Annotated in this window: 14 protein-coding genes; 13 read left to right on the forward strand and 1 reads right to left on the reverse strand. The window is 31.7% G+C overall.

Going from position 1 to position 14,018, the window contains the following annotated elements:
- Positions 1-43: 43 nt before the first annotated feature.
- The 13 genes from CLAU_RS17855 (at position 44) to CLAU_RS17915 (ending at position 13,280) form a co-directional block, all read left to right on the forward strand.
- The gene (locus CLAU_RS17855) at positions 44-985 is read left to right on the forward strand and encodes an efflux RND transporter periplasmic adaptor subunit (protein WP_013238209.1); all 942 of its coding nucleotides are present in this window, start codon (positions 44-46) and stop codon (positions 983-985) included.
- A gap of 47 nt (positions 986-1,032) precedes the next feature.
- A complete protein-coding gene (locus CLAU_RS17860; RefSeq protein WP_013238210.1) occupies positions 1,033-1,695 on the forward strand; it encodes an ABC transporter ATP-binding protein in 663 nt (220 codons plus the stop codon).
- A gap of 13 nt (positions 1,696-1,708) precedes the next feature.
- Positions 1,709-2,875, forward strand: coding sequence for an ABC transporter permease (locus tag CLAU_RS17865; protein ID WP_013238211.1), 1,167 nt, complete (start codon positions 1,709-1,711; stop codon positions 2,873-2,875).
- Positions 2,876-2,962: 87 nt separating this feature from the next.
- Complete coding sequence (locus CLAU_RS17870; protein ID WP_023163294.1) at positions 2,963-3,727, forward strand: MerR family transcriptional regulator; 765 nt, start codon at positions 2,963-2,965, stop codon at positions 3,725-3,727.
- Positions 3,728-3,831: 104 nt separating this feature from the next.
- The gene (locus CLAU_RS17875; RefSeq protein ID WP_023163295.1) at positions 3,832-5,769 is read left to right on the forward strand and encodes a molybdopterin-dependent oxidoreductase; all 1,938 of its coding nucleotides are present in this window, start codon (positions 3,832-3,834) and stop codon (positions 5,767-5,769) included.
- Positions 5,770-6,089: 320 nt separating this feature from the next.
- Entirely contained in the window at positions 6,090-7,547 is a 1,458-nt protein-coding gene (locus CLAU_RS17880) for a spore germination protein (RefSeq protein WP_023163296.1), read from the forward strand.
- A complete protein-coding gene (locus tag CLAU_RS17885) occupies positions 7,548-8,627 on the forward strand; it encodes a GerAB/ArcD/ProY family transporter (RefSeq protein ID WP_023163297.1) in 1,080 nt (359 codons plus the stop codon).
- Complete coding sequence (locus tag CLAU_RS17890; protein ID WP_023163298.1) at positions 8,621-9,739, forward strand: Ger(x)C family spore germination protein; 1,119 nt, start codon at positions 8,621-8,623, stop codon at positions 9,737-9,739. The genes CLAU_RS17885 and CLAU_RS17890 overlap by 7 nt, the downstream gene beginning before the upstream one ends.
- A 222-nt stretch (positions 9,740-9,961) precedes the next feature.
- The gene (locus CLAU_RS17895) at positions 9,962-10,618 is read left to right on the forward strand and encodes a pentapeptide repeat-containing protein (protein ID WP_023163299.1); all 657 of its coding nucleotides are present in this window, start codon (positions 9,962-9,964) and stop codon (positions 10,616-10,618) included.
- A 257-nt stretch (positions 10,619-10,875) separates the two neighbouring features.
- On the forward strand, positions 10,876-11,316 hold the full coding sequence (locus tag CLAU_RS17900) for a MarR family winged helix-turn-helix transcriptional regulator (protein WP_023163300.1): 441 nt from the start codon (positions 10,876-10,878) through the stop codon (positions 11,314-11,316).
- Positions 11,317-11,327: 11 nt separating this feature from the next.
- Positions 11,328-12,146, forward strand: a complete 819-nt coding sequence (gene arsM / locus CLAU_RS17905) for an arsenite methyltransferase (RefSeq protein ID WP_023163301.1) — start codon at positions 11,328-11,330, stop codon at positions 12,144-12,146.
- Between the two features lie 34 nt (positions 12,147-12,180).
- On the forward strand, positions 12,181-12,681 hold the full coding sequence (locus CLAU_RS17910) for a GNAT family N-acetyltransferase (protein ID WP_023163302.1): 501 nt from the start codon (positions 12,181-12,183) through the stop codon (positions 12,679-12,681).
- Positions 12,682-12,848: 167 nt separating this feature from the next.
- Positions 12,849-13,280, forward strand: coding sequence for a C-GCAxxG-C-C family protein (locus tag CLAU_RS17915; protein WP_023163303.1), 432 nt, complete (start codon positions 12,849-12,851; stop codon positions 13,278-13,280).
- 68 nt (positions 13,281-13,348) lie between these two features.
- Here the strand turns inward: CLAU_RS17915 and CLAU_RS17920 are convergent, their stop codons facing one another.
- The gene (locus CLAU_RS17920) at positions 13,349-13,807 is read right to left on the reverse strand and encodes a C-GCAxxG-C-C family protein (RefSeq protein WP_023163304.1); all 459 of its coding nucleotides are present in this window, start codon (positions 13,805-13,807) and stop codon (positions 13,349-13,351) included.
- Between the last annotated feature and the right edge of the window lie 211 nt (positions 13,808-14,018).

Raw genomic sequence — 14,018 nt, forward strand, 5'->3', positions numbered from 1 at the left:
TTCATAAAGGATACATTAAATTTATTGAAAGGAATAGATAAATATGAAAAAAATGATTGTTGGCATAGTACTAGTGGCGGTAGTTGCAGTTGGAGGCTTCTTGGTATATAAAAATGTATCAGCTAAGAAGTCAGCTCAAAATGTGAATTCTCAGTTTGCTAGGGGAAAGGTAACTGTAAAGGACATTACACAGTCTGTATCCGGTTCGGGAAGTGTTCAAGCATCTCAAAGTGAAGTATTCAAAGCAGCAGGTAAAGACACGGTTGCATCTGTACTTGTAAATAATAATCAAATAGTCAGTACAGGAGATGAACTTGTGACATTTACTAATGGAAGTGCGCCTATAGTGGCAGATATGAGTGGAGTTATAAGTGCTGTAAATGTTAATGTAGGAGATAATGTAAATGAAGGTACTCCACTTGTAACTATGTTTAATAATACAAATCTTCTTACAACTATATCTGTGGATGAAACGGATGTAACGAAGTTAAAGGTAGGACAAAAGGCTGACATAAAATTAAATGCTTTTCCTGATACCAAATTTACAGGAACAGTTACAAGTATAAGTCAGCAGGGACAATACTCAAATGGAGTATCAAATTTTGATGTATCAGTATATTTTGATGATGTTCAAAATATTAAAGTTGGAATGTCTACAGAAGTATCGATAACTACAGATTCTAAAAATAATGTACTTGCAATACCGGTAGAAGCAGTTAGAGACATTAATGGTGGAAAATATGTACTTGTGTATGATGGTAATAAAACATCTATGAAGAAAGTAGAACTTGGTATAAGTGATGGAAAGTCAGTTGAAGTAACTAATGGATTGGTAGCAGGAGAAGAGGTTCAACTCCCACAAGTTAAAAGTTCTACTACAAGCTCTTCAACGAAAGGAATGGGAAGCTTCCAGATGATGAGAGGTTCTGGCGGAGGAAATAGACAATCTGGTTCTCAAGGAAGCAGCAGTAGAAGCAGTAACTAAGTTTGTAGCAACAGCAAAGCTGTGAGAATTAAAGAAAGGAGAACCTTATGATAGACATTAAAAATGTATGTAAATACTATACCATGGGAGATACAGTAGTAAAGGCATTGGATGATATAAATTTAAGTATAGATGAAAATGAATTTATATCTATTATAGGACCTTCAGGATCAGGAAAATCAACTCTTATGAATATACTAGGATGCTTGGATATACCTGATTCCGGAAGCTATATATTTGATAATGTAAATGTAGAAAATGCAAGCGAAAATGAGTTAAGCCTAATTAGAAACAAGCAGATAGGTTTTATATTTCAAAATTTTAATTTATTGCCTAAGTTAAATGCAGTAGAAAATGTAGAAGTTCCCCTTTTATATAGAGGAATAAACCAAAAGGAATGTAGAAAGTTAGCATTAGACTATCTAGAGAAGGTGGGGCTTAAAGGAAGAGAACATCATAAACCAAATCAGTTATCTGGAGGACAGCAGCAGAGAGTAGCTATCGCAAGAGCTTTAGTAGGAAGTCCAAAGATTATCTTAGCTGATGAACCAACAGGTGCACTGGATAGTAAAACAAGTGCTGAGCTTATGGAATTTATCAAAGAACTCCATAAAAAGGGACAAACTATAATACTTATAACTCATGATCCTAATGTGGCTAAACAAGCTGAGAGAATCATAACTATAAGAGATGGTAAATTATATGCATAGGAGGAGAGATTAGATGAACTTTTTTCAAACGGTAAAGCTTGCTATAAAAAATATAAGAAGCAATAAATTGAGATCTATCCTTACTATGATAGGTATAATTATAGGAATATCATCTGTAATAGTACTTGTTGGTATGGGAAGTGGATCTACAAAGAATATAACTTCTCAAGTTGAATCACTTGGAACTAATCTTATTGTAGCTAATACATTCAGCAGTGGAACTAAGCAGTTGACTCTTGATGATATGGATAATATAAAGAAGCTTAATGGTGTAGATGAAATGGCTCCTATTATATCTTCCAGTACTTCGGTTAAAGTAGGAGAAAATTCGCAAAATACCGCAGTAACCGGAACTACCAGCAACTTTTCTCAAATAAGGAGCATGAACGTTGCAGAAGGAAGATTTATAGCCGACCTTGATGTGGATTATAGAAGTAAAGTAGCTGTTTTAGGGTCAGATATAGCACAACAGCTGTACGGACTTACAGATCCTGTTGGAAAGAATATAACTATAAAGGGAAGTACTTATACGGTAGTAGGTGAGCTAAAATCTCAGGGAAATTCTATGGGAAGTAATACAGATGATATGGTGATTATACCAATAACTACTGCTATATCTCTTGCAGGAAATAGAAATGTAAGTACCATGTATATAAAAGCTTCTAATGACAATAATGTTGATTATGTAACAAATGAAGTTGACAATTATCTTACGAATTTCTTCAAGTCAACGGATAAAAACCATACGGTTATGAGTCAAAAACAGCTTCTTGACACAATGAGTTCGATAACAAATACTCTGACTTATCTGCTTGGAGGAATAGCTGCAATATCTTTAATTGTAGGGGGCATAGGAGTAATGAATGTTATGCTTGTATCTGTATCGGAGCGTACAAAGGAGATAGGCATAAGAAAGGCACTGGGTGGTTCTAGAAAGGACATACTGATTCAATTTCTTATTGAGGCACTTGTACTAAGTTCTCTTGGAGGAGTAATAGGGGTATTATTTGGACTTGGAATAGGATGGCTTGTATCAACTCTTGGAATGTCAGTTACCTTCTCTCTGCCTATAATTGCAGTAGCATTTTCTTTCTCCCTTATAGTTGGAGTTGTATTTGGTATATTCCCGGCATATAAGGCTTCAAAACTCAAGCCAATTGATGCACTCAGATTTGAATAATAAAAAATCTCTGTATTTTACAGAGATTTTTTATTGACATTGACGCAGCGTATAAGTTTATAGTTAAATCGTCAGGAGGTGATAGCAGTGGAATATACAGTGCAGAAATTAGCCCATATGGCGGGTGTCAGTGCGCGGACTCTTAGATATTACGATGAAATTGGAATTTTAAAGCCGGCAAAAATCAATTCATCAGGATATCGCATTTATGGTCAAAATGAGGTCGATAGACTTCAGCTAATACTCTTTTATAGGGAATTTGGCATAAAGCTTGAAAATATCAGAGAGATTATAACCTCTCCTGATTTTGACAGGGTTAAAGCACTGAGAGAACATCGCAAAAAGCTTCTTGAAAAAAGAATTGAACTGGATTTATTGATTTCTAATGTTGAAAATACAATTAAATCTATGGAAGGGAGAATTGTAATGAGTGATAGAGAAAAATTTGAAGGATTCAAGAAAAAACTTATTGATGGCAATGAAAGAAAATATGGAGAAGAAATTAGAAAAAAATACGGAGATGAAATTGTAGATAAAGCAAATAGCAATCTTAAAAATATGACACCTGAGGAATATGAAGAGGTAACTGGACTTGAAAATGAAATACTTGAAACACTGAGTAAAGCCTATAAAACAGGTAATCCTGCAGGTGAACTGGCTCAAAGGGCTGCTTCTCTCCATGCAAAGTGGATAAGTTTTTATTGGGGAAATTACAATAAAGAAGCTCACGCAGGTATTGCTAAAATGTATGTAGAGGATGAAAGATTTAAAGCGTATTATGACAAAAAACAGCCAGGGACAGCAGAGTTTTTAAGAGATGCAGTTTTAGTTTATACTGGAATGAAAAAATAATCTAGGCTTGTACTTAATGAATTAAAAAGATATAATGGAGAAAATTTTAAAATAATTGGTGTAAAGTATATGAAATTAGATGTTTTAAGTGAGGCGTATAGAGTATGAAAAGTCATGGATGTCCTCTGGACTGCTTTGGATGCTGCAAATTAAATGTATATGTGGAAGATAACAAAGTAGTTAAAATAGAGGGAGATAAAAACCATCCTTATACAAAGGGTATAGTATGTGAAAAAGCAAAAAATCATTTGAAGAGGTTAAATGCCAGGGATAGATTGTATTTACCTATGAAAAAACAAAATGGCAAATGGGTAAATATAACTTTTGAAGAAGCCATAAATATAATTTCAGATAAATTGAGATATTACAAAGAAAAATATTCTTCAAATTCTGTAATTCATTATGGTTCATCTGGAACAGGAACTGTATTAAAAGGCATAGAAGATATATTTTTTAATTTTTATGGCGGCATAACTAAAATAGAAAATGAAATATGCTGGAGTGCAGGTAATAAGGCACAAAAATATGATTTTGGAGATAATAAATCCAATTCTATAGAAGACATTTTGAATGCAAAAAATATAATACTGTGGAGTAAAAATCCAGCAAATTCGCACATTCAATTGCTGCCATTTTTGAAGAGAGCAAGGCAAAATGGAGCAAAAATAATAGTTATAGATCCTATTTCTACTGACAGTACAAGTTTTTGTGATATTCATATAAAGATAAATCCAGCATCAGATGCTGCTATGGCTTTAGCTATGGCAAAGGTAATAATAGGAGAAAATCTGCAGGATACAGAATTTATAAAGAAAAATGTAGTAGGATTTAAGGAATATAAAGCTTATTTAGATACTCTTAGTATGGAGTATTTGTCTAGAGAATGCGGTGTTAACATAGACACTATAAAAGAAATTTCTCATATTTATGCTGAAGAAAAGTACAGTACTATATGCATGGGATATGGGCTTCAAAGGTATAAGAATGGGGGGAATTCTGTAAGGAGCATAGATGCCCTTGCTGCTATAACGGGAAGTATAGGGAAAAAAGGCGGTGGAGTAAATTATTCCAATAAAGTGTATCCTAAAGTATTAAATTTGGACCCCTATGGCAGTCATAAATATGCATTAAAGGATAGAAACTGGGATTTTCATAAATTACTTAAATGCTCCAAGGATATTAAGGCTATATTTGTAAGTAAGGCTAATCCACTAAACCAATGGCCTGATTTAAATAATTTTATAAAGGCTTTTGAAAATATAGAGTTCAAGGTATGTATAGATATGTTTATGACCGATACGGCTAAGCACTGTGATTTGATTATTCCATGTACTAATACTCTGGAAAGCGAAGACCTGTTATATTCTTCTATGAGTAATCCCTACATAATATATAATGAAAAGTGTGTGGAACCAAGGAATGAATTAATGGATGAATACTACTTTTTTATGGAACTTGCAAAAAATATGAGGATGAGAGAGTACCCTTATGTATCTAAAAGGGAATACTTAACCGAAGTAATAAAACCTTTAGAAAAGAAGGGAATAACTCTTGAAAAGATAAAAAATGGATATGTAACCATACAGGAAAATTCTATTGCCTGGAGTGATCTAAAATTTAAAACACCATCAAAAAAAATAGAGATATATTCCGAAGATGCTGAGAAAGATGGATTGAGCCCTATACCAGTGTATGTTAATGACGAAAAAAGTGATAAATTAAGACTTTTGACTACCCATCCTAAAAAATCACTTATGTCTCAAAGTTTTAAAGATGTAGATACCATGGCCGCAGCTAATATAAGTAGAAATACAGCAAAGAAACAGGATATACATAATGGTGATATTGTTAAATTAGGATCTCCAAGGGGAGAAATACGCGTAAAGATAAATATAACAGATAAAGTACCAGATAACCTTGTCCATATGAATGTAGGCTGGTGGGAAAAAAGTTCAAATCCAAATTTTCTAACGGAAAATCAAATTGCTGATATGGGTAAGCAGGCAGCTTATTATGATACTTTTGTAGAAATTAAAAAATAGAGAGAAGAAAACATTAATAGTAAGATTTCTAATAATACAGATATATGAAAATATCCTGATGAAGTAATAAAATATGAATCCTGTTAAACTTGTTTTAAGTTTCATCTTTACTATAATTGCTAAAGCAGTGAGTATGTGAAGTAGTAGACTTAAGCAAGTTTATTTTACATATTTTGAATTAAAATAGCTATACTAAAATAATATAGGAGGTTAAGTGAGAAATCTAATTCTATTTTGAAAAATATTTATTATAGCACTGATAAAAAATAATAGATATAAGCTTGTAGAATTTATTATATTTACTAAGAGGTACTTAAAAGATGAATTTGAATAAAGTTTTATCCAAAGATATAGATATCAATATAAATGAACTAGGTGAAAAGTTCAAGGATTGTCCAGATATATTAAGTAAAAAGTTAATTCTAAAAGGTGGAATAAAAGGATGCTTTTTTTATATCAAGGGATTCATAAATTTTGATTTGATTCAAAGAGATTTTATAAAGCCTCTTTTGTCTATAGATATTGATAATGTATCTGATAAAGAAATTTTGGATTATTTGCCTTTGTTTAATACTTCTCTAGGTTATGATATTAATATTCTTGTTACATCAGTGCTAAATGGAAAGACAGTTTTTTTGATGGATAAGTTAAACTATGCAATCATATGTGATTTAAAGAAAGTTGAAAAGAGAAGTATAAGTGAACCTGAGAGTGAGAAGAATGTGCGAGGTCCACATGTGGGTTTTATTGAAAATCTTGACACAAATATTACCTTAATAAGAAGGGAAATCAAGGACAATGATTTGAAGTTTAAAACTGTTCAGGTAGGAAGTAGAACAAAGCAGAGAGTAACTGTCGGATATATTCAAGGTATTGCAAATCCGGAACTACTAAACACATTGCTTACTAAGATTAGCAAAATTGATACGGATGGACTATTGGCTATTGGGTATATTGAACAATATATTACAGATTCACCAAATTCGCCATTTCCACAATATTTACCTACAGAGAGACCAGATAAGGTAATAGCTGCATTATTGGAAGGAAGATTTGCAATATTAATGGATGGCACTCCCTTTGCTTTAATAGTTCCAGTTTCTTTTTGGAGCTTTTTTCAAGCATTAGATGATTATAGTACTAAGTGGATGATTGGATCTTTTTTTAGATTGATAAGGCTGCTTTCAATGATTATTGCTGTAATTTTACCCTCCATTTACATATCTATAACGTCCTTTCAATATTATTTAGTACCTATAAATTTGCTTGAACCTTTGGCAATATCCAGAACTCAAGTAGCTTTTCCACCTATTGTTGAAGCGCTTATAATGGAATTTACAATAGAAATAATTAGAGAAGCATCTATCAGGCTGCCTACCTATATTTCTACTACCATAGCTGTAACAGGTGGTATTATAATTGGGCAGGCAGCTGTTAATGCCGGAATAGTCAGCAGCTTATTTATTATAATAGTTGCAGTTACTTCTATAGCATCTTATGTAAGTCCAGTTTATGATTTTGGGTCAGCATTAAGATTGATAAGATTTATGTTTTTAATTTTAGCATCTTTTTTTGGAATCATAGGAGTATTAATATCTACAGTTTTAGTAATAGCACACCTATTATCATTGGAATCTCTGGGTCAGCCCTATTTAATGCCTATAGTTCCTTTCAAAAAAAAGAATATTAAGGACACTATAATTAGAGCACCTCTAGATTTTATGAAGATAATACCGCATATATCAAGGCCACTCAAAAAGAAAAGGGGTGGTAAATAGTTGGAGGATAAAAGGCATCAGATCACTTCTAAACAATTAAAAACATTTGCTTTATCATCTCAAATTGGTTTAGGCATTATGACATTGCCCTCTGTTCTTGCAAAAAAAGTTGGTCATGATGGTTGGATAGCTGTTATTTTAACAGGAGTTTTAGTGTTGTTATCTGTACTCTTTGAATTAGCATTTTTAAAAAGATATAAAAATAATTCGATTTTGGAGATAAATATAAAATTATATGGCAAAAAATTGGGGATAGTTCTAAATTTTATATTTATTTGTTATATATTTGCTTTTGCAGCTCTCAATATAAGGCTATTTACTGGAATAGTAAGTGTTTTAATCTTAAGGAAAACTCCAAAAGTTGTTATATCATTTTTGATTGCTTTACCTACAATCTATCTTACTGCTAAAGGATTAAAGGTAATATGTAGATTTACTACACTACTGTATTTATCTCATATAGTAATAATTTTTACATTTGCAATAATTGTTAAAGATATTAGAATTACTTATATAATGCCTATTGCTAAGTCAGATTTTAACTTAATAATAAAAAGTCTTCCTTATACAATTTATTCCTTTTTAGGATTTGAGCTGGCTTCAGTTTTTTATCCAAATGTAGTTAACAAAGAACATATAACAATGCATATTATACAAGGTGTCGTATATACTACACTATTTTATCTAATTATTGTTGTAGTTTCAGTACTTATATTTGGTGAAATGAAGTTAAAAATGCTTGTATTCCCAATCTATAATATTGAAGAGGCAGTAAAAGTACCGGTTATAGAAAGATTTGATATGGTTTTTATATTGCTTTGGTTCCCTATGATGGCATCTTCTGTAAGAAATTATTTTTTTACATCTTACTATTGTGTTTCAAAAATATTTAGAATAAAAAAAGAAAAACTATTAATTGTAGTAATTTTTATAATTATGTTCATAGTTGGAACAAAACTCAGGAATGTACAGATGGTTTGTAGCTGTATCAATTATATGGCTATATGGGGAATAGTGAATATAGTATTTATAATAATTTCCTTTTTTATTTCATGTTTAAAAGGGAGGGAGCAATGTTGAAAAAAAGACTAATTCCTATAATTTTGATATTTACCATATTTTTAGAAGGCTGTTGGGATCAAACAATTTATGAGAGAACAGGTTTTATATTACAGGTTGGGATAGAGCCCTCTAATAATAACCTCCTGATTACTTATACAGATCCAGTTGTAGAGCCAAAGTCAAAAGAGCAGGTTGAAGTTATATATGGTAGTCAGGAGAATTTATTAAGACAATTTAGAGAAGATGCAAGAAAAATTTCGTCTAAGATGTTGGAAGCGGGAAAAGTACAGCAAGTTTTAATATCAGATTCCATAGCTGCCAAGGGCATAAATAATTTATTGGAAATTTTTGAAAGAGATCCAACTACCTCTATAATAGCATACGTTGTAGTTGTGGAGGGAAGTCCTAAAAATTTAATGGAAAAAGCCCAAAGTTTTGGAGATAAGCCCCGTCCAGCATTTTATATACATCAATTAATTGAGGATAATATAGAGGAATCTTATGTGCCTGATACTCAAATACATAGATTCACTACAACATTTTTTTCACCAGGCATAGATCCAATTACTCCCATAGTAAAATTGCAGTATGATAAGGGAAAGGGCATTGAAGTAACTGGGTCAGCACTTTTTTCTGAAGATAAAATGGTTGGCAAAATAGATACAAATCAAACTTTACTATTGTTATCAATGATGGGAAAAGCAAAAAAGACTTTATATGTGAGTAAATATTTTCAAAATCCAGGATATAATAATGGAAAAAGGGGATGTGCCATTGGTATTAGAAAAGTTAAAAGAAAAGTTAATGTTTATTTGGATAACAATATACCAATAGCAGATATTACTTTAAACTTTGATGGTTCGCTGAATGAAATGCATTGGAATGCCATTCCAGATGTGGAAGTGCAGAAAAATATTGAAAAAACATTAGAAGCGGAGATAAAAAAAAGTTGTGAGCAAGTTTTAACCTATACACAAAAAGTTGATAGTGATCCTTTGGGAATAGGTGACATTATTCGTGCCAAATATAATTCTTACTTTGAGAATGTTAACTGGAAAAACGTGTATCCCAGTGTTAAGTTTAATGTTAATGTAAAATTAAATATTTCAGATCATGGTGTTATAAATTAGACTATATCCATTTTGTCAGTTTTTACATATCCAATGACTACTTATAATTCATTTATATACAAGCTTGATATGCCATCTCTATAGCAAAATTATTACACATCATATTATAATGTAATGTGTGAAAATATGCTTTATAATTAATATAAAGATCCACATAATCTATAATTACTGATATGAAAAAATTATTTCTAGAATAAGTTATAGGGGAGAGATAAAAACAAAATGGTTCAAAATAGGAATGTTACTAAAGTACTGAAGCCAAAGATTCAAGACAATCTACCTGAATTTGATTTAGTACAAAGAGGAATATCTGATTATGATTCGATTTCATCTGTATTGGTGAATGAATGCTTGGTGGAAAACTTTAAGACAAGAAGAGTATCCTTTAATGAGGTAATATTCAGAAATGTAAAGTTTATAAATATATCATTTGAACAGGCAGAATTTTTAGATGTAAGATTTGAAAACTGTGATTTATCGAATGTTAATTTGAGTGAAGCTTCAATATATAGAGTAGAGTTTATAAATTGTAAGCTTACAGGAAGTAATTTTACGGAAGCGGTTTTTAGAAATGTTATGTTTGATCAGTGTAGTGGACAATATACATGTTTTAGATTTACAGATTTCAAACAGGCAATCTTCAGTAACTGTCAGCTTCCATATGTTGATTTTTACGAGAGTAAATTTTCTAAATTGGAGCTTAAAGATACTGACATTACCCAGGGTCAATTTTGCAATACTAAACTAAAGGAAATTGATTTTACAAGCTGTAGAATTGATGGTATCGCTGCAGGTGTGGAAGATATTCGTGGTGCAATAATCTCATATACTCAGGCTGTTTCACTTATTAGCCTACTTGGAGTTGTGTTAAAGGAATAGTGTTTTTGTTTATTTTATGGATTCAGGAGATATGCATATGAATATAAAAAATAAAAGCATAAGAGGTATATTGGCAAAAGTTTAATAGAAGAGGTTATATAAGTTTCCCATACTTTTAATCAAAGTTATATTTGGTTAGAAGTATGAGAAAAGAATGCAGATGCAATACCGTTTAAATTTAAAAATAGAAACACAAATTTGGATAATCAGTTGTATATTGCAACAGTTTTATGTTACAATTAATTTGAGGTGATCAAATGGAAAACCAAGGAAGTAGCTATTTGCGTGAATTAATAAGAATATTGGTAAGAGATTTAGGTATATTAGAAAAATCAGATACAAGCTGCTGTGGCGTAACAATTTCTCAATGTCATGCTATTGTAGAAATTGGAAGATCAGAAGAAATTTCCTTAAATGAACTTGCTAAGAGACTGAATTTAGACAAAAGTACAATGAGCAGAACAATAAATAATCTTGTAAAAAGTGGATTGGTAATTAGAGAGATGCATCCAGAAGACAGACGATATGTAACTATAAAACTTACTGATGGGGGAATGGATACATTCAAAAATATTGAATTCAGAATGAAAGAATATTACAAAAACATATTTCAATCTATTCCAGACAATAAAAGAGAACAGGTACTTGAAAGTTTGAAATTGCTAACTGAAGCTGTAAATAAAAATAAATGTTGTTAGGAGGATTAATTATGAAGAAAAATATTAAGGGTCAAGTTAAGGCATATTATGGAGGTATAGCTAAAAAAGTAAGTGCTAAACCTGAAACTAGCTGCGGTTGCGGTACATCTTGCTGCGGTGATGCTGCAGGTAATTCAAATTTATATACAAAAGAATTTATAAAAGGACTGCCAGAAGAAGCTGTCAATGCATCTCTTGGATGTGCTAATCCTGTTGTACTTGCAAATCCTCAAAAGGGTGAAGTTGTTTTGGATTTAGGAAGTGGTGGAGGAATAGATGTATTTATTTCATCTAAATATGTTGGAGACAGTGGCAAAGTCTACGGACTTGATATGACTGATGAAATGCTTGAGTTAGCAAATAAGAATAAAGAAAAAATGGGAGTTAGGAATGTAGAATTTATAAAGGGATATATAGAAGATATTCCCCTTAAAAATGAAACCATAGATGTCATTACATCAAATTGTGTAATAAACTTGTGTGAAAGTAAAGAAGCAGCATTAAAAGAGGCATATAGAGTTCTTAAAAATGGTGGTAGGTTAGCAATAGCAGATGTTGTAGTGCTTAAGGATATACCAGTAGAAATGAAGCAAAGTGTGGAAATGTGGGTTGGCTGTATTGCAGGTGCATTGCCAATTAGAAAATACAAAGAAATATTAGAAAGAGTCGGCTTTAAGAACATTGAAATAACACCGGTAAATATATACACCAAAGAGGTTATAGAAGATATTGCAAAACAGAAAAATTTAGGTGATGTATATAGCAAAATAGATGCAGAACTTGTTGACGGTGCTTTTGCAGGGGCACATGTAAAAGCATACAAACTTTAAAAAATATATTATAAATAAGTGGGAGCAGAGAAGGATGGATTATACAATTGAAGGTATGAAGAAAGAAGATTGGGAAGAAGTATCGAAAATATATTTAGAAGGTATTAATACAAAAAAGGCTACATTTCAGACACAGGTACCTGCATGGGAGGATTGGGACAGCAGCCACCTTAAATCTTGTAGATTAGTAGCTAGATTAGGAAATGCAGTGTTGGGGTGGGCAGCTCTAAGTCCAACTTCAAGCAGATGTGTTTACGCAGGTGTTGCAGAAGTCAGTATATATATAGGAGAAGAATATAGGGGAAAAGCTATAGGAACCTCCCTTTTAGATAATCTAATTAAATTATCTGAAAAAAATGGACTTTGGACTTTACAATCTGGAATTATAAAAGAAAATTTACCAAGCATAGCACTGCATAAAAAATGCGGTTTTAGAGAAATAGGTGTAAGAGAGAAACTGGGAAAGATGTGCAATAAGAAATGGTATGACGTAGTTTTAATGGAACGAAGAAGTGATACTGTAGGAATAGATTAGCTGTTTTGTCGGAACTATTATCAATGAATCTTACTTAGTGGGAGTTTGGTTCTCCCACTAAGTTTAGATGAATTATCTAGGGGCGTAGCTACTGTTATCTCCCACTTTGATAGAAGTGGGAGTGTTACAGTAGGTAGCCATCAGATAAATAATAAGGAGGTTATAATGTGAATAAATTACAAAATGCTGCTGCTAATTTTAAAGAAGGATTTCACTGCTCTCAATGTGTCCTAGAAGCTTTCAGTGAGGAATTAGGAATTAACAAAGAGTTAGCCTTAAAGATTTCCTCATGTTTTGGAGGAGGAATGTGCTTTGGTGAGACCTGCGGTGCTGTAACTGGTGCCGTAATGGCTTTAGGCCTTAAATATGGAAATATTAAAGCAGATGATAAGGCGGCAAAAGAAAAAACGTATGATGTTACAAGAGCTTTTTGTGAGAAATTTAAAGAAATTAATGGTTCCATAATATGTAGAGAGCTGATCGGAGTTGATTTTGCGCATAAAGAAAATAGAATGATCGCAAGAGAAAAAGGGTTATTTAAAGAAAAGTGTCCTAAGTATATTGAAGATGCGATTAATATATTGGAAACTATGCTGTAAGAAAATTCATATATAAATTGTTAAAACTCCCAAGATTGGTATTGGGAGTTTTATGTTAAATAGATTAATTATTTTACCTTTAGGTTTAATTCTCTGGCTATTATTTTTGCTGATTCTTCTGCAACCTCTCCTGTAAAGTAAATGCATTGTTTCATATGTTCTTCAGAACCAAGGGTCATATCTTTTGTTAAAACTCTGCAGCATAAGCATTTATGTTTATCTTTAAAAATATCATGCAGTTCTTTAGATAAAGCCATAGCTTTATTAACCCTTTCATCTTTGGGTTCACATCTTCCGAAAAATAAGCCTATTGCCATAATGCCTCCGGTTACTGCACCACAAGTACATCCAGATCCACCTATACCTACTGGAAAACCCGAAGCCATTTTTATAATGTCATCGGATACTGGCAGGTTAAATTCATCCTTAATTGTTTTTACTATTGATTCAGAACAATAAAAATCCCTATTACGGTAATAGTTTTCTGCTGTAGTTTTTATTTTATGTAAGTCAATGATTTTATTCAATGTAATCTCCTCCTATAATATTTTTACAATATTAAAGCTATAATGTAATTTTAAGCAGTTTGATATAATTCCCCTTAGCCATATATTAAATTCAATAAATTTCTCTTGCAATAGTTATTATTTATATTAATAAAAGGGCACTTTTGTATAAGCAAATGTTATAAGTTTATTTTAATATAATACAATAAATAAAATTGATAGGAACACCTTA

Origin of the sequence: Clostridium autoethanogenum DSM 10061 (genome assembly GCF_001484725.1) — a bacterium.
GTDB lineage: Bacteria > Bacillota > Clostridia > Clostridiales > Clostridiaceae > Clostridium_B > Clostridium_B ljungdahlii.